The organism is Peptococcaceae bacterium, assembly GCA_024655825.1.
Lineage (GTDB): Bacteria > Bacillota > Peptococcia > DRI-13 > PHAD01 > JANLFJ01.
Window position 1 is genome coordinate 30,963 of sequence record JANLFJ010000018.1, and the last position, 21,379, is coordinate 52,341.

Consider the following 21,379-nt stretch of genomic DNA (forward strand, 5'->3'; position numbering starts at 1 on the left):
ACCTTCCCTCCGGCTTAATTTCGGCCATAATCAGCTTTTAGATTATCCGGAATTTTTTTAGGGTGTTTTCCGTCAGCCCCCGGGACAGGTGAGGCAGGAACCATGCCGGTAAAAATATCCGGCAAAGCTTTAGTGTCGGCGAAATACTCTTCTTTGAGCCTCATGGTATTAAGCGCCAGATTCCCATTGTTGACAATCTGCTGCGCGATATTGGTGATGGCCTTTGCCCGGTTAATTTCCTCGACGAGCTTGTCGCCAGTAAGCTCCTCGTCACCCAACCTCTCCAACTGGGCAAAAAGGTGATTGTTCAGGTCGCTAAGCGTGTTTTTAATCATCGTTACCCTCCAGCCACATAACTTTTTTTCGTTGCTTCCCGTATTTCACAGCCTCATCAAAATTCGGTACATACAAATCAATATGCTTCCCTTTTACCAATTCCCCAGTATCCTCCGCCCGGGCAAATCCGTATCCCTCCACCCAGAGTTTTGTCCCGAGGGGTATCACCTTCGGATCCACGGCTGCCGTTCCTGGCCTGGGGATGGTGCCTGTCCGTGTCCGGGGAGAGTAACTCCTGGAAGCCAGTTTTGGCCTCCAAGAGTTCAAACCGTTCCGGTCATCGTGCGGGGAATAGGCTGTTGTTTTAAATTCATCTATTCCCAGTCGGTCAAGGAACTGTCGGATTTCTTCTCTAAATGCCTTGGATTCGTCTAGTTGTCTTTTCATATCCTGTATGTCCATTCGGGTATCATTTATGATATTGGTGAGGTAAAATATACACGTAGCCATGATTAAAAGCATCGCTATTACCAGAAGAACCAAGAAAACAAAGAATATTTGCTTCATGATGAACAGTCCTTTGTAATGGTTGCCTCGCATTTCTCACATATCCAATCATTAGGGTCCGCGCTGTACCAATCAGCCCCACAACCTGGGCAGGTCCTTTTCTCAGCCATAACTAAACCTCTTTTCCATGTTAGTTTTCATTTGGCTCCTGATCAGCCGGCATGCTGACGGGAGCTTTTCTTATTTCTTCACTGGTACACATCATCATCGAATACGGAACTACTTTTAGGACTATACTTGTCCTTTGACACTCGCCATCATAGTTATATATGCATTTTGAATTGTCGCAGTAGATATCAGTCACTGTCCTTCACCTCTTTCAAAGGTCACGTCTTTCCCATCGTTTACAATTACCGCAATGCCTTTTTCGTGTAGTGAAATCGCCTGATCCAGCGTTATTTGATTGCTTGAATTTTTGTAAACTGGCATTCTTTTGTCCCTCCCTTCCGAATATTCCGTTTTGTGTTACCATGCCGGTGTACTACCTCCATAAAATCAGGCGTATCTTTTGTCACAAACCAGTTGTCAGGATTAAGCCGGCGGGACTTCATGAGTAACTTTTGTCTCATGGTTGGTCTCTTGCCGTTTTTCATCCATGCGCCCTCCTTAAATTTGGTTCACCATCAGCGGGCACCAGCGCGGGCATTCTTGCCCGGTCCAGTTTTCATCGTCTTTTATCTTTTGCCAGTGCCGGGCGGTGCAATAGTGGGCATATGGCCGTAGCTTCTTCTGGCCGGATATAATATCTCCGTTGGGCAGACGCAGTTCGCCTGGTTTGTGGATGTATCCATGATATCTACATTGGCTGCAGGTGATTTTGCTCATGTCGCTTCGCTCCTTTTTCTTTCCAAAATGATTTGCCATGCCCAGGCTATCATTATTAGCTTAAATTCATAGTCTTTCCTTTCTTTTGGCTTTTAAAGTGGCGACCCCGCACCATTTGTCCCCAGGCCGAATACCCCAAATTTCACAGGCCTTGCGTTTAGCATGTTGGCTATTTTGGGCTACCAGGTGTAGTATGCGTTCGGATGGCGATGTGACCTCATAGAGATAGAGCATTGGTGCTGTCTCCTTTTAGGTAGGATTTTCCTCTCTTCTGTTGAAATTGGTAGTTGTCCAGACTATCCAAATTCTACTGAGTTTGTTCGTCCATTTTCTCACCCCGCTTTCTTTTCGACGTGCCCGCAATGTTCACAAAATACATGAGTTGCGGTTTCAGTTAATAATCCGCTTCCGCATTGTTCACACCGTTCCATATCGCTTCACCTCGCTTTCATGCCCGGCCAATGTCTGGGACCCATCCCGGAGTAATAACCTCATAAACTACGGCCGGTTTTTTATATAACTGGTTTTTAGGTCTTCCCCTCCGTCTGGGGGCTTCTATAACTATTGCTGGCTGAGGTTTGTTTTTCTTTGCCTCTATCCAGGCATCCAGTTGTTGAGCGTCTACCTTCCATCTCCCGCAGATGAAGTATGCAGGAAATGTGGGATCGGTTGCTATTAGCTTCCTGATGCAGGTATCGCCCATATCAAGCTTCTCACGAGCTTTTTTGAGAGATATCATCCGGCGTTCGATGGTGGACACCTCCTTCTGACCCTCTTACACCGCTTTCTTACTCGTCGCTTTGCCTTCGTCCGGGAAAAACAGCGTCCAGTCAAAACCAAGCACAGCAGCTATTTTTTTAGCTACCTCTACGGAGGGAGAAGAATCTCCACTTTCTATTTTAGATATTAAGGTTCTATCCTTGTTGATTAGACTTGCTAATTGTTGTTGTGTGAGACCCTTCTTCTTCCTTTCACGTTTTAAATCCATTTTTATCACCACCTTTGTGAAGTTTCTTCTCCTATGCTTGATTATATGTGAATAATTTTCGCATGTCAATATATTTTGTGGAGATTTTTCACATATATTGTTATGTGAATTATTTTCACATATAATTAAATAAAACTCTGAAACATTGGGGTGAAAAAAGTGAAATTAAGTGAAAAATTGAAGGAACTTCGGACATCAAAGAAACTAAACCAAAGCGATGTTGCCGATATATTAAAAATTGATAGAAGCACTTACGGAAAATATGAAACCGGTGATAGCTCGCCAGATTATGAGAAACTGATTAAACTAGCCGATCTCTTTGACTGCTCTGTTGATTACCTCCTGGGCCGCACAGACATAAAAACCCCTATCGAAACCATCGCCGCCCACCATGACGGAGATGACTGGACAGAGGAAGAACTGGAGGATATTGAAAAGTTTAAGGAGTTTGTCCGGTCTAAAAGAGATAAGAGGAAATTATTTTAAGACGAATCAGATAAGACAATAAGTAATCAATGAGGTTACAATGTACGAAACGCTCCTTGAAGAAGCTGCCAAAGAGCAGATCGAAATCGCATATCTCCCGTTAAAAGACAGGCTGAAAGGCTTATACGGTGATAACGTCATTGCCATTAACAGCAACATAAACACTACTGCCGAAAAGGCCTGCATCCTGGCCGAAGAGCTTGGCCACTATCACACAACGGTTGGTGATATCCTGGATCAAACCAAGCTTAATAATAAGAAACAAGAAAAGCGTGCCCATGTGTGGGCATACAAAAGACTTGTGCCGCTGGATAAATTAATATCAGCGTATGAAGCAAGAGTTATGAACAGATTTGAATTGGCTGAATACCTAGGCGTAACTGAAGATTTTTTAAATAAAGCGATTGACTACTATAAAGAAAAATACGGCCTCTACTACCGTATCAGAGATTACTTTATTTGCTTTGAACCATTAATGATTATCGAAGCGTTTAATGACAAAAAATTTTTACCCTAATAACCGAATATATGTTCGTTATAAGGAGGCTTTTATGCAAAAGTATACAACCAGAATAGATAAAATAGCGGAAAAACACTACCGTATTGTCATTAATTTGGGCCGGGATAAGAACGGTAAGTATCCCAAAAAACGCCGTGATGTTCACGGTACACGCCCGGAGGCCGAAGAGGTCCTCCGGCAAATGCTAGATGAACTGGAAAACCCGCCTAAGAGGTTTTCCGAACAATTAACCGGCGAGTTTCTCCTTCTATGGGTGAATACCATCGCAAAGCCCGATTTGGAGCAAAACACTTATGAAAGCTATAAATGGGAAATCGAAAGGCATATTAATCCTTGTATAGGACATATTCCCCTTTGTGAGCTTACACCTATGCACATCCAAACATTTTACAGCTATTTGGCAGAAGCCGGCAAGCTTCGTGGCAAGGGCGGGTTATCCAACCGGTCTGTGATCTATAAAGGGGCTATACTAAACCAGGCTCTTGCCAAGGCCGTCGATCTTGAGCTAATAGAAAAAAATCCCTGTGACAGCGTAAAGCCGCCCAGAGATAAAAAGAAAAAGCAAAAAAAGGATGAAATGATTGTCTTAACAAAAGAGGAGCTAAAAACTTTTCTGGCCGATACAAGAGACCATCCAGATTGGGCGCTCATACACACGGCAGCTTATACCGGCATGAGGCAATCAGAGCTTTTAGGTTTACGCCGCGAGGATATTCTATGGAAACAAAAGAAAATTCGTGTCAAGATGACTCTGCACCGGCTTCAAAATGGAGAATACGAACACCGGTCACGAACAAAAAACACTACAAGCACAAGACTTATTCCGGTAACACGACGGGTTTTGGCAGTCCTCAGATGGCACTTATGGAAGCAGTCAAAATCAATTAAAAGCACACCGAAAAACCAAAAATTTAATTCCCTTGTTTTTCTCGACCAGGAAGGCATACCGCTTGACAGAAGAAACTTGTCTCATCGTTTTTCTAATCTTGCGGCTAAAATGGGCTATCCCGGGATGAGATTTCATGATTTACGTCATACCCACGCAACAATTCTTTTGGCTGCTGGTGAAATGATCAATGCCGTAAGTGAAAGGTTAGGCCATGCTGACGTTCAAACTACCCTCAATACCTATGGACATGTACTTCCCAAAAAGGCTGACGATACTGCGGAAAAATTTGATAAGCTACTCCAGTGATATTTTTTTAGCCCATAATTAGCCCATTTTTAGCCTTTAGCCTATTGTTTTATGCCTAAAAAGCAAAATAAAAAAGGCCCGAACGCCTTGTGTCTGTAGTGGTGCGGCTGAAGGGACTTGAACCCCCACGTCCTTGCGAACACTAGAACCTGAATCTAGCGCGTCTGCCAATTCCGCCACAGCCGCATGTGCATGATACATATTATATTTTAGACTTCCCACTAAAAAAAGCAAGTGAAAAATTGTTATCCTCTTGGCTGGGGCGGCAGGAGTCGAACCTACGCATGACGGAGTCAAAGTCCGTTGCCTTACCAACTTGGCTACGCCCCAGTAAATGGTGGAGGGGGTAGGATTCGAACCTACGAAGGCAGTGCCAGCAGATTTACAGTCTGCCCCCTTTGGCCAGCTCGGGAACCCCTCCATTTATCATGTTTGTTGTCCTGGATTCTAGGAATGGAGCCGACGATGGGACTCGAACCCGCAACCTGCTGATTACAAGTCAGCTGCTCTGCCAATTGAGCTACGTCGGCACATTCGCTGGCGGTCAATAGCCGGCACTAGTTGAACTGTCGACCATTCCACCAGTAATGAGTTTATAGATGGCGGAGCTGACGAGAGTCGAACTCGCGATCTCCTGCGTGACAGGCAGGCATGTTAGGCCACTACACCACAGCTCCGGCCCGGGATATGTGAGGCGAGAGGTTAGAAGCAAGATTGTCCTGTTCCCAACTTCCCACTTTTCACTTGTTTTATGGTGACCCGGACGGGAATCGAACCCGTGTTACAGCCTTGAAAGGGCCGTGTCTTAACCGCTTGACCACCGGGCCATATGACAATTATTCATGGTCGGGGCAGAGGGATTTGAACCCCCGACCCCCTGGTCCCAAACCAGGTGCGCTTCCAAGCTGCGCTATGCCCCGTTTTGACGTGGCGAATTATATATTAACAAATTATCACCCTGAGGTCAAGAGTAATTGCCATCCATTTGTAATTGCCATCCATTTTTATAGTACGCGCTGTTGATAATTCCTGTCATAAATGTCTCGCTTGTAAATAATTATTATTAGATAAGTTCCTGGCCACGAGGTGATATATATGTTTCCCATCAACCGTTTAATGGAAAAAAAAATATTAAGCAACATCAACCGTATTGTGCATATCCTTATTGAATTAAGCCACCAGGAAGAGTCGAAAAAGAAGCCTTTTCTTGACGAAGCCGTTTTCTTGCTCAAGGAAATACACCCCCTCCTTTTGCGCCTGGTAGACGGTAAAGAAGCGCTGATGGAATCGTTAATCAGGCAGCTTGTTTCCCAAAAACTCCCTCATCCTTCTGTTTTAAAAAGTTTCGGTACCCTGCAAAAGGATTTAACCATCATCATCGGGCGGGTCCTGAGCGAAGACCAAACCGCACCTATTATTAAAGAAGACACCTTGCCCGCTGGCGAAGCCTGTTCCCATGATATGGAAGGTGCGCCACCGGAACCGGTCCTGGATGAGAACCCCATAAATGATATAGTTGATACATGTACCGCAGCACCTGTGGAAGATGCGGCCGAGACACCTGTAGCCCAGGATTTGGTCGAACCTGCCAGCGACGAACCTCCCCCGCCGGCAGAAACTGATTCCGGCGCCTTGCCCGCCGCGGAGCAAGCTGATTTGACCTCTTCGCAACCGGACCAAGAGGTTCAAGAAAAAAAATCCGCAGGTAATCTACACTGCCTCATTAAAAGCATGTATACAAATGAAACAGTCATCAAAGGTTTCATTTTTTATAACCTGTCATTTGACTACTATTTGCCGGAAAGAAAAACCGCAATCATGGTCAAGAAATATAAGCGAACAAAAAACGGAATACATGATTATCTCTTGAAGAAAAACGGTATAATCCTTGTGGAAATTGAACCGGAAGAAAGCAATAATCTCCATGCTCTTTCCCAGAAATTACCCCGCTTTTCTTGATCTCTCTGTAAAGCTGTAAAACCTATTCTATTTCCATGTTATGGTTATTTTATCCTCTTGCTGCAGCTCGTAAGTGTATTCCTTTTCTTCGCCGTTTACCAAAAGAACAAGTCTTGTTTTGCCTGGAGGCGGCTGGGGTGAAAAATCTATCTCTTTGAACACATCAATCAGGATTGGCCTAAATTCATGCGGGCTCAAGTCATATTGTATTCTATCTCCCGCTTTCACTGGTGTCTGCAGTTCCGCCGCCTCGTCATTTACCCTGATCTGGCTGTTTTTTAGGACAACTTTTTTATTATTGACATATACCACAAATTTATTTCCTGTTTCATGCGGCAGGACATCCGCCACTTTTAGTTCAGGCAATTTATAGAGGATTTTGTCTCCGGGGCCAACCGTCTCCCCTGGCTTTGCCGGCCGGCCGTTCTTTTTTATCACCGCCAGGTCAAGGAGGCTTACTTCCTTCTGGTTGATTTTGATTTTTTGTTTTTTATCCGCCAATCCCATGCTTTCAAGAACTTCACCAATTGTCCATTTCATGTTGACTTGAACTTTGCAGCCGTCCCTGATCTCATCATCAATGGAGATAACGGATTCGCCTTCACGAATGACCGGCATCAATTCAAAGCTTTTTTCATTGACGGTACAGCACCCGGCAGCATCTTTCAGAATATCACGGAACGTACCTCGTCCGTTTTCACCGGTTGTTCCCGGTTCAAACATGATGCGGTCCCCGTTTTTTACCTTGTCGTTAAACAGGGCGATCTTTTCGTTTAAAAGTACGCGTCCTGGCTTGCCTGGTTTGCCTGGAATTGTGTATAAACGACCGTTTATTTCGCAGCTCAGGGCCATCCCCGGCCTGCCGTATATATCCTTAAGGTTATAGCCGCCAGCGATAACTGCCTCGGCCACATTATTCTGGGAAAGGTTGAGAAGCGTAACCGGCGCGCCGTTCACATTTACAGTTATAAATCCCATGGTGGAGCAAGTTAAAGCAGTATAGGCAATCCCCAACACGGTAATGAACGATGGGCCGCTGTATTCGCCGGGAAGATTGCGGACCATTGACAGCTTCTCGACCTGCTGGACTACTACCCTATTTTCCGGTATTTCTAAAGCCCTTGCAAGGCTGGCTGGAAGTCCCGGCGTCAGGCTTCCACCGCCGACAAGGAGCACAGCCTGCGGTGGTTTGCCATTCAGGGCCAGTATTTCCCTGGCTAGTGCCCCAGCTAGGTTGTTGACGGCAGGTTCCAGAAACGCTTTGGCTTCAAGGCTGGAAATAGCCTGCTCTATTCCCAACACATCGGTGGTTATAATCTCGTCTTTAGTGTTAAGCTGAATTTTAACCTCTTCCGCCTTGTTAAAATCCAGCAGGTATTTGTCGCTCAAAGCTTCTGTTATTTCATCTCCGGCCATTGGAACCATGCCAAAAGCCGATATGCTGTTTTCTCCGCAGACCGCAATATCCGCTGTTCCGGCACCGATGTCAACCAGCACAAGATTGAGACGGCGCATCGCCGGGGTCAAGATCAGGTTGGCGACAGCTATTGGCTCCAGAGTAATGCTGTAAAGCTCAAGGCCAGCAAGATTAACGGCAGCCTGCAAGGAGTCGACCACTATCCTGGGCAAAAACGTGGCCAGTACATCCACCTCGGCTTCCTGTCCTCTTTGTCCTGCAAGCGAGCCGATTTTTATACCGTCTAGTCTTTCTTCAACGATGCTGTAACCCACACAATAATACTGCTGGGAAAGAGGCGTCTGCTCGAAGCGCGTAATGGGAAGGGAAAGCTGCGCGTGCTGGACGGCCTGCAGTTCGAGGGAAACAAGGTCTTCCCTGGAAATGACCGTGCTCATGGGATACTTCTGTTTAGCTTTCCCTTTAACTGTGATCAGGGAACGACCTGCAGCCGCAACCGCCACCTTTTTCAGTTCCTGCCCGGATATTTCTTTCATTTCCAGAACAAGTTCTTCAATCGCCCTGCTGACCTGGTCGACATGATGGATTTGCCCGTCCAGCATAGCCCTTGACTTGTGTTCTTTATAACGAAGATGTGAAACAACCAGGTTTTCTTTTTCCATCCTGGCTAAAAGGGCCATAACTGTTCGCGTCCCGATATCCAGCACGAAAATGTCGCCCTGCACGGACTTCACCCCATTTATGAATTGATAATATTTATACTTTTTTGTAGAAAAAAATGGCTACAGGCTGAAAACCAATCTCCCTGGCCTGAATAATTTGCTCGGTGCTTCCGGTAAACAGTATTCCTCCCCGCCGGAGGGCTGAATGAAGCTTGTTATAAAGCAGTGTTTTTGACTCCTCTGTAAAATAAATCACGACATTCCGGCAAACGATCAAATCGAGCTGTTTCGGAAAACTGTCCCTCAGCAGATTGTGGCATTTGAATGTCACCATTCTTTTAAGGGTGTCCACAACCAGGTACCCGTTATCCTGCACCCTGAAATACTTCTTCAGGTACGCAGCAGGAAGGCCAGTCACTGCCTTGGCCGGATAAAAGCCTTCTATCGCTTTATTTAACGCCCTTTGATCGAAGTCTGTGGCCAGGATCGTGTGCTGGCCTGCCGGAGCCGCCTCCGAAAGGAGCATCGCCAGGGTATAGGGCTCTTCGCCTGTTGAGCAGCCCGCACTCCATACTCTCAAATTAGGAGATTGGATCAAAAGAGAAGGAAGAATCTGCTTTTCCAGCACTTGCCATTGCGAAATATTGCGAAAAAACTCCGAAACATTTATCGTCAGATGGTCAACAAACCTTTCCAGCACTTCTTTTTCGTTTTTCATTCGTTTGATAAACGAAACATAATCCTCAATGTTCAAGGCCCTCATCAACGAGTTGATTCTTCTTTCCATTTGCGGCCTTTTATAGCCTGTCAAATCGATGTCCAGGTTCTTCTTCAAATCGACCAGGAATCTTTCGTATTCGTCCATCAGCTTACCACGCCCCGGTTGGATTCTTCAAACATTTCTTGCTTTGCTTAATTATTCCCTAGTATTCCCTGTTATAAATAAATTGACCAATCTTTCTTAAGGTAGCGGTTGTACTGTTATCAGGGAGTTCTTCCAGCTGCCGGAGAGCTTTTTCTACAAACTTGTTGGCTATGCCGAGAGAGTAGTCGACCGCTTTCGTTCCCGCAACAATCCTAATCACTTCCAAGACGTCTTCCCGGGAAAGAGATTCCTGTTCAAGCGCCTTTTTTATTTCCTGTTTTACGGAGGTCTCACCGTATCGAAAAATATAAATCAGCGGTAAAGTCATAACACCCTGAAGAAGATCGGCGCCAACCGGTTTTCCCAGCGTTTTTTCGTCAGCAACAAAGTCTAAAACGTCATCTGTTATTTGAAAGGCCATACCGATGTTATGGCCATATCTTCCTAGCGCCTTTACCACCTGGGGTTCGGCCCCCGCAGCCAGCGCTCCTGCCTGGCAGCTTAGTGTAATCAAAAGCGAAGTCTTTCTCTTTATCCTGTATAAATAATTCCGCATATTCTGCTGCCACTGGTAGGACGAAGCTATCTCCTCAATTTCTCCCCGGCACATTTCCATACTGGCAACAGCCAGCAAGTTGTTGATCTCATGATTCTTATACCCGTCAATAATGCTCAAGGCCGTGGCAAACAAGAAATCGCCAAGATAGAGAGAATACTCGTTTCCGAAAAGGCGGCGTATTGTCGGTTCTCCTCTTCTCGTATCGGATGAATCAATAACATCATCGTGAATCAAAGATGCCATGTGTACCATTTCTAAGGCTGCGGCTAGCGGTATTATTTTCTCGCTGTCCCCATTCCCGTAGCGTGAGGCCAAAATGGTAAAAGCCGGCCTCATTCTCTTGCCCCCTGCTTTCAGCAGGTGCATAAAACCGCATCTCAGGCGTTCGTGCGTATCCTCAAAAGACTTGACCAGGTAATCATCAACTTTTTGCAGTTCCGGTTCTATTATGTTGAACAGCTGTCTGATTTTCATTATCTTACATCCTCGTCAAAAAACTACATGCACCCCTTCAACAGGGAAGGCTGCTGCAATCCCCATTTTTCGCCGAGATAAAGCAGCATGCCGCTAAAAATGTCCCTCTCCGGGCTTGCCGGCAGCAGCTGGAGATGATCCCAGCACTGCTGCCAGTTGGTAAGGTATTCAGTCACCGGTTCGCCTGTTTCCGAAACCCCTCTCAATATTCCCAGGTGATAGCCAATTTCTCTCAGCTTTTCAGTTATATACGTACTGCCGGCTGCCGCATGCGCCCCCAGGAAACAAGCGCTTCCGCTGATAAGGGCATAAATTCTGATTTCATGCCTGCGTACGGGAAGGTGTTGCTGCTTGGAGTAGTCCATCAGGACCATTTCTTCATGGATCGACTTTATCAAGGAAGTAAGAGGAGAAAGGTACTGCTTAAGCCCATAGCGGCAAATATCATAATAAACCTGGCTGTACAGCAGGTCGCCTGCCAGGATGGTCAACTTGGTTTTCTGCTTCTCCCCACTTGCCCCATCACTACCAGGGAGCATCCAGTGGAGCCTTGAGGCATAGTTTAAAAGATGGAGTATTCCGGCGAGTTGAACCACCTTGATATTTGTATCCCTAACGAGTTTGGCCGACAGCAAACAACACGCCGGCAGCCAGAGCCTGTTTTCCCTGTCAAGCGGGTAATTCTCCTCAATGAATGCAAATCCTGCGTTTTTGGTAAGGATACGGCGTGTTTTCGATTCAATGGCTGTCAATTCAGGTAAAAAAGCAAGGACGGCTTGTTTGAGCATAAATAATACCCCCTATTCGTGTATTATACCAAAATATATGCCTCTTGATGTGTATTCTTTTTTATTTAAACCAGCCCTCCTTAAAAAGCCTTATAAAAACGATAAACGCCAATCTCTCATCGTCGCGCGAGAGCTGGCGTTTTACCGTTTTTTCGTACTTCGAGGTAAAATAAATATCCCTCCTAAAGATTTACCGCTTCTTTTTGGTTCTCACATATCCCTCGTTTTACTTCAGTAGCGGTCATGTGTCCGGCCTTGAATTTTTCCACCAGGTAGTTGCAGGCATCCCATGGGTTTACGGTATTCCCGCAGGTGAAGACATCTACGGCTGCGTATCCCAGTTCGGGCCAGGTGTGAATTGCCAGATGCGATTCGGAAATTACTACCACTCCGCTCACGCCCTGCGGGCTAAACTTGTGAAAGACGAATTCTCTCACTTCGGCCCCGGCCTCAAGAGCTGCATTGACCATGTACTCTTCAACCTTTTTGACATCGTTCAAGACCTCAAATTGACAATCGTAAATTTCGGCCAGCACATGACGGCCCAGTGCTTTCATTTACCATGCCCCCTTTAAAGTCTATTCTTTACCACCAGTAATTATGGTCCAAAACCAATCAAAATAAATTTTAGCACAAACTGAATTGATGTCAACCATAAATATTTTTTCTGTTAACCAGATTTATTTACAGGTTTTCCCTCTTCTTTATTATATTATGCAGGCCATCAATTTCAGCAACCAATGAAGTCAACCGGATTGACTCCCCCGGCTGTCCACAAGCCAAATACTTGGCGCTCATAAAATAGCCGGTAAAATAGAAAAACGCCAAAGCTCAGATCGCTTTGGGCCTGATTTTCCGCCTCTTTGTTCGATAAATCTTCGATAATTAAATGGTCGGAGCGACTGGACTCGAACCAGCGGCCTCCACCACCCCAAGATGGCGCTCTAGCCAAACTGAGCTACGCCCCGACAACCACAGTTGATATTATATAACCCATCTTTACCTGTGTCAAGGCTGCTGAGCAACTATCCGAATTCATATAACGTGCCTTCAGAAGCGATATCGAGTATATATGTCTCAGCTTGTATACCCATTTTCCCCCAGGCTGATTTCATCTCTTCGCCTATTTGTTGACACCGGCTGTCGCAAAACGCCAGTATGGAAGGCCCGGCACCGCTCAGGCAGCTTCCCAGAGCCCCGGAGGCCAGAGCCGAACTTATTACTTCTTTTAACCCCGGAATCAGACCCTGGCGATACCGCTGGTGAAGCAGGTCCTCCATGGCAAACGCCAGGTGGGTGTAATCACCTGTCAGTATTGAAGCAATAAAAAAGCCAAAACGCCCCGTGTTTTTTACAGCATCCCGGTGTGAGATTTCTCGCGGCAGCACTTGGCGTGAATCTGCCGTTTTTACTTCAAAGTCCGGCACCGCTACAACTACCTGCAGTGGTTTTGAAGGCATTAATTTAAAGTACTTGAATCCTTCAGGATGGGCCATGCAAATCACCAGGCCTCCCAGCAATGCCGGCGCGGCATTGTCGGGATGCCCTTCCAGCACGGCGGCCATGTTCAGGAGTTCCTCATTATCAAGGCCTGCTTCCAGCAGGACGTTTCCGGCTACCAGTCCAGCTAAAGAAAGAGTCGCGCTGCTCCCCAACCCTTTGGCCCGGGGCACCCGCGCTCGCAGGGCAATTTCCAGCGGCGGCATCTCCTTTTTGACCCTGGCTTCAACATAACGGACAGCCCGGTGAACCAGGCTGTCCTCCGGCAAGACCTTGCACCCTTCCGGTTTTTCTTCCTCTTTCCCACTGTAATAAATAAAAAACTCGTTATACATATCCAGGGCTATGCCTGCAAGGTCAAAACCAGGACCCAGGTTGGCCGAAGTGGCGGGCACTTTTATCCTCAACATAGCAGTTTTCAGTTCTCCTCAACCCTGATCAGGTTATCAATTTCTCTAGTAATGGACATTTCCCTGATTATCCTGAGAGCATCCTGTATATCGCTCTCTTTTACGGCGTGCGTGATCACTACCAGTTCGGCAACTCCTTCGTTCCTACCGTTTTTTTGGATTACGGAGGCCAGGCTGACTCCATGATTGCCAAAAACTCCGGCGATGCTGGCCAGTACACCCGGCCTGTCCAGTACATGCAGGCGCAGGTAATACTTTGTGGTAATCTCCCCGATCGGTTTAATCTCCTTGTGCTCATAACAGGTGCAGCTGAAGCGGCCTGTACTCTTCTGTCTTAAGTTGTTAACAACATCGATTATGTCCCCAACAACCGAACTGGCGGTCGGCATCTGTCCGGCCCCGCGCCCGTAGAACATTGCGTCCCCGACTGCGTCTCCCCTTACAAACACAGCATTATACGAATCATGCACATTGGAAAGCGGATGGAAAACCGGGATCAGGACAGGATGGACCCTGACTTCAACTTTTTTGTTCTCTTCACGAGCGATGCCCAGCAGTTTGATGACATAACCCAAATCCCTGGCATGCTGGAGATCCCTGGGGGTTATCGAGGTGATGCCCTCCACGTACACATCCTGGAATTTTACCCTGGTGTGGAAGGCCAGGGATGCCAGAATCGCAATCTTGCGGGCAGCGTCAAACCCGCCGATATCCGCTGCCGGGTCGGCCTCGGCGTATCCCAGGTCCTGCGCTTCCTTCAGCGCAGTCGCAAAATCGAGTCCTTTTTCCGACATTCTTGTGAGTATATAATTGGTTGTCCCATTAACTATCCCCATCACCTGGTTAATGTTATTCGCCGCCAAGCACTGTTTAAGCGGAGTTATAATGGGAATGCCGCCGGCAACGCTTCCCTCGAAATACAAGTCAACCCCGGCGTTTTTGCTGGCCTCAAAGAGCTCCTCCCCATACTCAGCCAGCAAATCCTTGTTGGCTGTTACCACATTCTTACCGTGTTTGAAGGCCTCCAAGATGTAACTGCGTGCCGGTTCGATGCCGCCCATTAATTCTACTATTATTTTTATCTCAGGATCGGAAATTATTTCCTCCCAGTTACCCGTTATAACTCCTGCGGGAAGCTCCACCTCTCTTTTTTTGCGGGTATCTCTCACCAGAACTTTTTTAATGTTGAGGACCGCGCCGCACCTTTCGCGCCAGTACCCGTCATTTTTACGAATAACCTTTACGACCCCCTGTCCAACTGTACCGAGACCCAAAACAGCAATATCCACTCTGTCCAACTTGTGTCACCTCCTAGCTATGCGCAACAATTTCTACCCTTTTAACCCCGTCAATCTCCTGCAGCTTTTCAATTAATTCTTCCATATCTCCGGTAACTTCCAACGTATCTATGCTCAAGGTCACAACTGCCAGCCCTTGCAAGGGAAGTCCCTGGTTAATGGTCAGGACGTTCCCTTTCATCCCTGCCACTGTGTTCAAAACGTTGGAAAGGACTCCCGTGCGGTGTTCAAGGATCAGCGAAAATGTGACTATTTTTTCCTTAGCCGCCTGGTAAAAAGGAAATATACCGTCCCTGTACTTGTAAAACGCGCTGCGGCTTATTCCTACCATTTCCACAGCCTCGTTAACGGTGAGCGCCTCGCCCCGCGTCAAAATCTCTTTTACCACGGCAGTTTTAAGAATGGCTTCAGGCAAAATATCCTTGCTTACCATGTAAAACTGCTTGCTGCGCTTGCTGTTCAATACTTCTTCACTCCGCTTCTTCGTGTCCTTTCCATGTGGATTTGACTCTTTGCATGGTAGACATTATATCATCTAACTCCACACGTATCAATAAAAAATTATTTAAAGCGTTTCACGGCGGCAAACAAAGAAAAAATCGGTCTCATCGACCGACTCTGTTAAATGATTATACAGATGATACCCCCGCTCCCTTCGTTTACAATCCTGTTGAGCGTTTCTTTCAATTTAGCCTGGGCGTTTTCAGGCATGGTCTGCAGCTTGTTTTGAATACTCTCCTTAACCAGTTCATGCAGGGACTTGCCGAAAATATCATACGACCATATCTGGGAAGGATTCTCCTGAAACTTTTCAGTTATATAACGGGCCAGATCGGCGCATTGTTTTTCCGTGCCCATCAGTGGAGTGATTTCCGCCGATATGTCAGTGCGAATAATATGCAGCGCTGGAGCGCTGGCCCTCAATTTAACACCGAAAAGCCCTCCCTGCTTGATGAGTTCGGGTTCTTCCAGCTTTATTTCCGAAATAATGGGGTTAACCATCCCATACCCGGATTCCCTTACTTGTATCAGCGCTTCCGCTACTTTATCGTACTCAGCTTTGGCCGAACCCAGTTCCTTCATGATCCGCAGCAGGTCATGGTCACCTTCAATTTGAAAACCGGTCTTTTCATTGAGAACCTTATAAAAGAGCCCTTCTGCCGCCGTCATTTCTATTGATGCGGTTCCTGTACCCATGTTCATATTATCCAGGACAACCTCATGCACAAAATCAAGCTTGGATAGCACTTCAATAGCTTGATCAATATCTCTGAGCCTCCTCACGTCGCTGATCGTTTCATGGACGGCATTCTCAAAATTCTTCCTCAACCAGTGGTCCTCTTCCAGCTCTTCAATCCATTTGGGCAGGCTGACATTTACCTCAGTTACCGGGAATTCAAAAAGTGCCTCCTCCAGCACCTGAAGAATGGCGCTCTGGGAAAGCTGGGCCGCATCAACTGGTATTACAGGCACCTCATAAAGTTCCTCCAATTCCTGGGAAAGCTCAACAGTGGCGACATCGTTCGGCTGCACTGAGTTCAAAAGAATTACAAAAGGCTTGCCCAGTTCTTTTAGTTCTTCCACAACTCTTGCTTCCGCCTCCAGGTAGTTCTCACGCGGTATTTCCGTTATGCTCCCATCAGTTGTTACCACGATCCCTATCGTGGAATGATCGGCGATCACTTTGCGCGTTCCCACTTCTGCCGCCTCCTGGAAGGGCATGGCCTCATCAGACCAGGGAGTCTTAACCATCCTTGGCCCCGTTTCATCTTCATAGCCTTTGGCGCCCGGCACCGTGTAGCCGACACAGTCCACCATCCGCACGCGGACGCTCAGCCCTTCCTTGACCTGGATCTCCACCGCTTCCCTGGGGATGAATTTTGGTTCCGCCGTCATAATCGTCCTGCCCGCTCCGCTTTGCGGCAGTTCATCCGTAGCCCGCTCTCTGTCAAATGGATCAATGATATTGGGAATCACCAGCAGGTCCATGAATCTTTTGATAAAAGTGGACTTCCCTGTTCGAACCGGGCCGACCACCCCTAGATAAACATCACCCCCTGTCCTTTCGGCAATATCCTGGAAAATGCTTTCCACACTATCCCCTCCTTCTAGCTTTCTAACACTAATTTAACAATACATATATACTTACAATTGGACTTATTTATTACAGCAGAAAAGAAATAACCAGGCCTAAGACAAGACGTTTTTTCGCCAAGTAAAGCCCGGTTACTCTCCAGTTAATCGCTCTTTCTTTAATAATTATTCTTCTTTTCTTACCTCACTCTGTTTCCTGCAGCGCCACCTCTTCCACTTCATGCTTTTTATGGCGCATCATTAAATCGATAACCGCCTCCCGCGGGTTCTTTCCGGAAAAAAGTATGTGATAAGTCTCACGACAAATGGGCATGGAAACGCCATATTTCTCGCTCAGGGCACAGGCAGCTTCCGTAGCCTTAATTCCCTCTACCACCATGCCGATCTCTGCTACAGCCCGGTCAACCGGCATTCCTCTGCCTATAAGTATGCCTGCCCGCCGGTTGCGGCTGTGCATGCTGGTGCATGTTACAATCAGGTCCCCGATACCCGTGAGACCGGCAAAAGTCAGAGGATTAGCCCCGGCCGCCACGCCAAGACGCGCGATTTCCGCAGCGCCCCTAGTAATCAATGCTGCCTTGGAATTGTCGCCATAGCCCAGGCCTTCAGCGATCCCTGTACCCAGCGCAATCACGTTTTTCAAGGCCGCGCCGAGCTCAATGCCGATCAAGTCCGGGTTGGTGTAGACCCTGAATTTAGGAGACATAAAAAGGTCCTGAATCTCTTCAGCCGTGCCCCTTCGCTCCGCACCGGCCACTACCGCCGTAGGTATATCCCTGGCCACTTCCTCGGCGTGGCTCGGGCCGGATAGAACGGCGACGCAGGCGCCCAGCCCGGTCAGCTCCTCACTGATAACTTCGCTCAATCGTTTTAACGTTCCAGTTTCAATTCCTTTGGCTGCATTGATTACAACAGAGCCGGTTTTTAGATACGGCCTCAATCTTTGACACATCTCGCGGATACTGTGGGAAGGAACCGATAAAACCAGGTATTTTGCTCCCATAACAGCGCTTTCCAGGTCGCTGGTAACGCTAACCCCATAAGGCAAAACCACGCCCGGCAGATAAAAAATGTTCTCCCTGCTGCGTTTGATCGACTCAATTTTTTCTCTTTCCCGGCCCCAGAGGTTAACTTTCATTCCCTTCTTGGCCAGCAGCATAGCCAGCGCCGTTCCCCAGCTTCCAGCTCCTATAACTGCAGCGTCAGCCAAACAGACTCCCCCCTTCCTTTAATGTCACCAGCGCAGTTTATTCTCCTGGCCTTTGTACAAGCGCACAATATTGGACCTGTGGCGATAAATAACAAATGACGCGGCGCAAATACTGAAAACAAGTATGGACAGCGGTTTGTCCAGCAAGAACACAGAAACCGGCACGCTGGCTGCTCCCAGGATTGAGCCCAAAGAGACATAGCGGGTAAACATGATGGTCAAAACAAAGATTACCAGGGCAATAACAGTTGCATCCGGTACCAGCGCGAGTATAACGCCGAAACCGGTAGCCGCACCTTTTCCTCCCCGGAAACCGAAATAAAGCGGGTAAGTATGGCCGGCTATGGCTGCAGCTCCTCCCAGCACAGCGCAGGATATATCTCCAATGTAAAAACCTGCAGCCACGCTGGCTGCGCCCTTCAGAACATCACCGGCCAGGACGACGGCAGCCGGTTTTTTGCCCAGCACTCTCAGGACATTGGTTCCTCCAGTATTGCCGCTCCCGTAATTCCTGATGTCTATTCCTCTTAAGACCTTCCCGGCAATTATCCCAAAAGAAATGGAGCCGATAAGATAACCGCTGATTATCGAAAACAGCAAAGCCCACATGGCAATCAACCCCTATCCCCTTCTCGTCTTTTTACAGTAAAACGAATCGGTGACCCCTCAAAGCCGAAGTTTTTCCTAAGGACGTTTTCCAGGTAACGCTGGTAGGAAAAATGGAGCAGTTCCGGTTCATTAACGAATAGGACAAAATGCGGCGGTTTAATACCGGCCTGCGTGCAATAAAATATTTTCAACTTCTTGCCCTTATCCGACGGCGGCGGCGATAACTGCACCGCATCGCTGACAACCTCGTTCAAAACGCTGGTACTGACGCGTTGGGCCTGCTGCTCCGCAACGAAATCGACCAGATCGATTATTTTGATAACCCTCTGGCGGGTCAGCGCCGAAACAAATATGGCCGGCGCATACTGCATAAAAGCCAGTTCTGCGCGTAATTCCCGCTCGTATTTATGTAAGGTCTTCTCATCTTTTTCTACCAGGTCCCACTTGTTAACCGCCAGGACAACCCCCTTGCCGGATTCGTGCACGTAACCAGCTATTTTCTTATCCTGCTCTGTAACCCCTGCTGTCCCGTCAATCACCAATACAACCACATCGCACCTGTCTATGGCCTTCAAGGCCCTGATCACACTGTAACGTTCGGTATTGTCATCAATTTGACCTTTCTTTCTCATCCCCGCAGTATCTATCAAGATATAGCGCTGGCCTCCCCAAGCAAAAGGCGTATCAACAGCATCCCTGGTAGTACCCGGAACATCGCTGATGATTACCCGTTCCTGGCCCAAAATAACATTCACCAATGACGACTTGCCCACATTCGGGCGGCCGGCGACGGTTATTTTAATCACGTCAGGTTCCGGTTCTTCAAAATCCCGCGAAGGGAAATTGCCTACTACGCAGTCCAACAGGTCCCCCACGTTCAAACCGTGAGCAGCCGAAACCGGCATGGGATCTCCCAGCCCAAGCCGGTAAAACTCATAAAATTCTTCTACTTTTTTAAAGTTTTCAATCTTATTAACAACCAGTATGACGGGTTTCTTTGTCTTTCTAAGCAGCCCGGCCAGATTTTCGTCATCTGCGCTCAGGCCGTTTCTCCCATCAACAATAAACAGGATGACATCCGCTTCGCGGATGGCAAGTTCCGCCTGCTTTTTCACCTGCAGCGCAATCGAATCCGACCTGCCACTAAAATCTATGCCGCCCGTATCAACAAGCGTAAAGGCCCTCCCCAGCCATTCAGCATCCCGGTATATTCTGTCCCTGGTCACACCCGGCGTATCTTCAACAATAGCCGTTCTTCCACCCACCAGCCTGTTAAATAAGGTGGATTTTCCCACATTTGGACGCCCTACTATGGCGACGATTGGCTTGCTCATCATTTCACCTGCCCATTTTCATAAAAAGCATATCCACCAAACCTTTCGCCTTTGCAGGCACGGTAATAACATTAACCTTAAGCTTTTCTACCAGCTCACTGACAGTCAGGTCATCGAGAAATTCCCCTTCATGCGCCCTCAACATAACGTCCGGGATGACAACGCGGCTCCCAGGATCAATCCCGGCCAGCCCATCCAGCAGACAGCTCCCGGTAAGAAGTCCCGTCACCGTGACTGTCGGCCCGAAGAAACGGTTGGGGAGCGTTTTAAGATCAACAGTCAGTCCTTCAATGCGGTTTAATCTTTCGACTACTGGTCTGAGGGCATATTCCCCTGACACTCCCGTTACCAGGGTAAACCGCGCAGGTGGGTTGAGCTTTCCTGGCAGTTTCAGGCCGCCAAACTCTTCCCAGAAAAGCCTGACCATCCCTATCCCGTTTTCAAGTTGAGGATAGTCTTCGTAGTATCCAGCGTCCGGTAAAGCGCGACCGGCTGTCAGGAAGAACTCGTCCGAAGGCCAAACGAAAGCCGTCCCCAACCTTTTCTTGCACTCAACCTGTTTGGCCTCAGCCCAATCAATCAGTCGGCCGGAGCTTTCCTGATCATACCCCTTGATTTCGGGGAGCCCTTCTCTGTACCTGGTTAACCCGACCGGGACAAGCGCCATTGATTTAACGCCTTCGATTGAAGACAAATCCCGGTACGTTTGTTCCAAGGACTGCCCATCATTCAGTCCGGGGCAAAGCACAACCTGGGTATGAAACTCTATCCCTTCACGGGAAAGACTGCGCAGTGTTTCGATAATCATGCCGGCTTGCGGGTTTCCCAGCATTTTGTTTCTCAGGTCAGGGACGGTGGTGTGTACGGAAACATAAAGCGGCGAAAGGTGTTCCCTGACAATCCTTGCCAGGTCATTATCATCAAGGTTTGTCATGGTGATATAGCTTCCCTGTAAAAACGAGAGGCGGTAATCGTCGTCTTTGACATAAAGCCCTGGCCGCATTCCTGCCGGCATTTGATCGACAAAACAAAAGAGACACCTGTTGCGGCACTGTTTCAGGCCGTCAAAGACAGCCTGTTGGAAAATGGCACCCAGCTGTTCGTCATAGTCTTTTTCTATTTCATAATACTCAATATCGCCGTTTTTCTTTTCAATTTCCAGAAGTACGTTCTCTCCGGCCCATTCGAACTGGAACTCAATCAGGTCATTAAAAGGTCCCCCGTTTATCCTGATTATCCTGTCACCCGCCTGCAGTCCCAGTTGTTCAGCAATTGAGCCGGATTCAACAGCGGCAACAACCGCCCCATCCATCCACAGATCACCACAACGCCGCAGCCGGTGT

The 21,379-nt window shown here is 47.6% G+C and carries 24 protein-coding genes and 8 tRNA genes; 4 read left to right on the forward strand and 28 right to left on the reverse strand.

All coding sequences use genetic code 11. The features are described 5' to 3' along the window. Positions 1–14: 14 nt before the first annotated feature. From NUV48_08460 to NUV48_08490, 7 genes are all read right to left on the reverse strand, one after another. Positions 15–332, reverse strand: coding sequence for a hypothetical protein (locus NUV48_08460; protein MCR4442173.1), 318 nt, complete (start codon positions 330–332; stop codon positions 15–17). Further along, positions 328–843, reverse strand: coding sequence for a 3D domain-containing protein (locus NUV48_08465; GenBank protein MCR4442174.1), 516 nt, complete (start codon positions 841–843; stop codon positions 328–330). The genes NUV48_08460 and NUV48_08465 overlap by 5 nt, the downstream gene beginning before the upstream one ends. A 300-nt stretch (positions 844–1,143) precedes the next feature. Beyond that, entirely contained in the window at positions 1,144–1,272 is a 129-nt protein-coding gene (locus NUV48_08470; GenBank protein MCR4442175.1) for a hypothetical protein, read from the reverse strand. Beyond that, entirely contained in the window at positions 1,239–1,436 is a 198-nt protein-coding gene (locus tag NUV48_08475; GenBank protein MCR4442176.1) for a hypothetical protein, read from the reverse strand. The genes NUV48_08470 and NUV48_08475 overlap by 34 nt, the downstream gene beginning before the upstream one ends. Positions 1,437–1,449: 13 nt before the next feature. Continuing rightward, positions 1,450–1,668, reverse strand: a complete 219-nt coding sequence (locus NUV48_08480; GenBank protein ID MCR4442177.1) for a hypothetical protein — start codon at positions 1,666–1,668, stop codon at positions 1,450–1,452. 448 nt (positions 1,669–2,116) lie between these two features. Further along, positions 2,117–2,428: a helix-turn-helix domain-containing protein gene (locus tag NUV48_08485; protein MCR4442178.1), complete on the reverse strand. Its 312-nt coding sequence runs from the start codon at positions 2,426–2,428 to the stop codon at positions 2,117–2,119. Positions 2,429–2,443: 15 nt separating this feature from the next. Then, positions 2,444–2,656 (reverse strand): helix-turn-helix transcriptional regulator, encoded by a 213-nt coding sequence (locus NUV48_08490; GenBank protein ID MCR4442179.1) that lies wholly within the window; start codon positions 2,654–2,656, stop codon positions 2,444–2,446. 159 nt (positions 2,657–2,815) lie between these two features. Between NUV48_08490 and NUV48_08495 the strand changes: the two genes are divergently transcribed. From NUV48_08495 to NUV48_08505, 3 genes are read left to right on the forward strand one after another with little or no spacing between them, the layout of a single operon-like run. Continuing rightward, positions 2,816–3,142 (forward strand): helix-turn-helix domain-containing protein, encoded by a 327-nt coding sequence (locus tag NUV48_08495; GenBank protein ID MCR4442180.1) that lies wholly within the window; start codon positions 2,816–2,818, stop codon positions 3,140–3,142. Positions 3,143–3,182: 40 nt separating this feature from the next. Further along, positions 3,183–3,659 carry an ImmA/IrrE family metallo-endopeptidase gene (locus tag NUV48_08500; protein MCR4442181.1) on the forward strand — a complete coding sequence of 159 codons (477 nt, stop codon included), beginning with the start codon at positions 3,183–3,185 and terminating at the stop codon, positions 3,657–3,659. Between the two features lie 34 nt (positions 3,660–3,693). Beyond that, positions 3,694–4,857: a site-specific integrase gene (locus NUV48_08505; GenBank protein ID MCR4442182.1), complete on the forward strand. Its 1,164-nt coding sequence runs from the start codon at positions 3,694–3,696 to the stop codon at positions 4,855–4,857. Positions 4,858–4,956: 99 nt separating this feature from the next. Here the strand turns inward: NUV48_08505 and NUV48_08510 are convergent. From NUV48_08510 to NUV48_08540, 7 genes are all read right to left on the reverse strand, one after another. Then, positions 4,957–5,043 (reverse strand) — tRNA-Leu (locus NUV48_08510). A gap of 68 nt (positions 5,044–5,111) precedes the next feature. Next, positions 5,112–5,187: transfer RNA gene (locus NUV48_08515), tRNA-Gln, on the reverse strand. A gap of 5 nt (positions 5,188–5,192) precedes the next feature. After that, a tRNA-Tyr gene (locus NUV48_08520) sits at positions 5,193–5,278 on the reverse strand. A 33-nt stretch (positions 5,279–5,311) separates the two neighbouring features. Next, positions 5,312–5,387 (reverse strand) — tRNA-Thr (locus tag NUV48_08525). A 70-nt stretch (positions 5,388–5,457) separates the two neighbouring features. Next, positions 5,458–5,534: transfer RNA gene (locus NUV48_08530), tRNA-Asp, on the reverse strand. A gap of 75 nt (positions 5,535–5,609) precedes the next feature. After that, positions 5,610–5,684 (reverse strand) — tRNA-Glu (locus tag NUV48_08535). Between the two features lie 16 nt (positions 5,685–5,700). After that, positions 5,701–5,777: transfer RNA gene (locus NUV48_08540), tRNA-Pro, on the reverse strand. 175 nt (positions 5,778–5,952) lie between these two features. Here NUV48_08540 and NUV48_08545 point away from each other — a divergent pair. Further along, positions 5,953–6,816, forward strand: a complete 864-nt coding sequence (locus tag NUV48_08545) for a hypothetical protein (protein MCR4442183.1) — start codon at positions 5,953–5,955, stop codon at positions 6,814–6,816. Between the two features lie 27 nt (positions 6,817–6,843). On the opposite strand, the gene NUV48_08550 is transcribed toward NUV48_08545, so the two are convergent. From NUV48_08550 to NUV48_08615, 14 genes are all read right to left on the reverse strand, one after another. Continuing rightward, positions 6,844–8,958, reverse strand: a complete 2,115-nt coding sequence (locus tag NUV48_08550; GenBank protein ID MCR4442184.1) for a rod shape-determining protein — start codon at positions 8,956–8,958, stop codon at positions 6,844–6,846. A gap of 31 nt (positions 8,959–8,989) precedes the next feature. After that, positions 8,990–9,760 (reverse strand): protein-glutamate O-methyltransferase CheR, encoded by a 771-nt coding sequence (locus tag NUV48_08555; GenBank protein MCR4442185.1) that lies wholly within the window; start codon positions 9,758–9,760, stop codon positions 8,990–8,992. Between the two features lie 58 nt (positions 9,761–9,818). Continuing rightward, positions 9,819–10,793 (reverse strand): polyprenyl synthetase family protein, encoded by a 975-nt coding sequence (locus tag NUV48_08560; GenBank protein ID MCR4442186.1) that lies wholly within the window; start codon positions 10,791–10,793, stop codon positions 9,819–9,821. Positions 10,794–10,816: 23 nt separating this feature from the next. Continuing rightward, positions 10,817–11,581, reverse strand: a complete 765-nt coding sequence (locus NUV48_08565; protein MCR4442187.1) for a hypothetical protein — start codon at positions 11,579–11,581, stop codon at positions 10,817–10,819. Positions 11,582–11,763: 182 nt separating this feature from the next. Further along, a complete protein-coding gene (gene speD / locus NUV48_08570) occupies positions 11,764–12,138 on the reverse strand; it encodes an adenosylmethionine decarboxylase (GenBank protein ID MCR4442188.1) in 375 nt (124 codons plus the stop codon). A 333-nt stretch (positions 12,139–12,471) separates the two neighbouring features. Then, positions 12,472–12,549 (reverse strand) — tRNA-Pro (locus tag NUV48_08575). A gap of 57 nt (positions 12,550–12,606) precedes the next feature. Then, on the reverse strand, positions 12,607–13,491 hold the full coding sequence (gene thrB, locus NUV48_08580) for a homoserine kinase (protein MCR4442189.1): 885 nt from the start codon (positions 13,489–13,491) through the stop codon (positions 12,607–12,609). A gap of 8 nt (positions 13,492–13,499) precedes the next feature. Further along, entirely contained in the window at positions 13,500–14,789 is a 1,290-nt protein-coding gene (locus NUV48_08585; protein ID MCR4442190.1) for a homoserine dehydrogenase, read from the reverse strand. Between the two features lie 13 nt (positions 14,790–14,802). Continuing rightward, on the reverse strand, positions 14,803–15,252 hold the full coding sequence (locus NUV48_08590) for an ACT domain-containing protein (protein ID MCR4442191.1): 450 nt from the start codon (positions 15,250–15,252) through the stop codon (positions 14,803–14,805). 158 nt (positions 15,253–15,410) lie between these two features. Beyond that, the gene (gene spoIVA, locus NUV48_08595; GenBank protein ID MCR4442192.1) at positions 15,411–16,883 is read right to left on the reverse strand and encodes a stage IV sporulation protein A; all 1,473 of its coding nucleotides are present in this window, start codon (positions 16,881–16,883) and stop codon (positions 15,411–15,413) included. Between the two features lie 184 nt (positions 16,884–17,067). Further along, positions 17,068–18,093, reverse strand: coding sequence for an NAD(P)H-dependent glycerol-3-phosphate dehydrogenase (locus NUV48_08600; GenBank protein MCR4442193.1), 1,026 nt, complete (start codon positions 18,091–18,093; stop codon positions 17,068–17,070). A gap of 24 nt (positions 18,094–18,117) precedes the next feature. Further along, entirely contained in the window at positions 18,118–18,702 is a 585-nt protein-coding gene (gene plsY / locus NUV48_08605; protein MCR4442194.1) for a glycerol-3-phosphate 1-O-acyltransferase PlsY, read from the reverse strand. 5 nt (positions 18,703–18,707) lie between these two features. After that, positions 18,708–20,036, reverse strand: coding sequence for a ribosome biogenesis GTPase Der (gene der / locus NUV48_08610; protein MCR4442195.1), 1,329 nt, complete (start codon positions 20,034–20,036; stop codon positions 18,708–18,710). A 4-nt stretch (positions 20,037–20,040) separates the two neighbouring features. Continuing rightward, positions 20,041–21,348 carry a DUF512 domain-containing protein gene (locus NUV48_08615; protein ID MCR4442196.1) on the reverse strand — a complete coding sequence of 436 codons (1,308 nt, stop codon included), beginning with the start codon at positions 21,346–21,348 and terminating at the stop codon, positions 20,041–20,043. Positions 21,349–21,379: the final 31 nt, after the last annotated feature.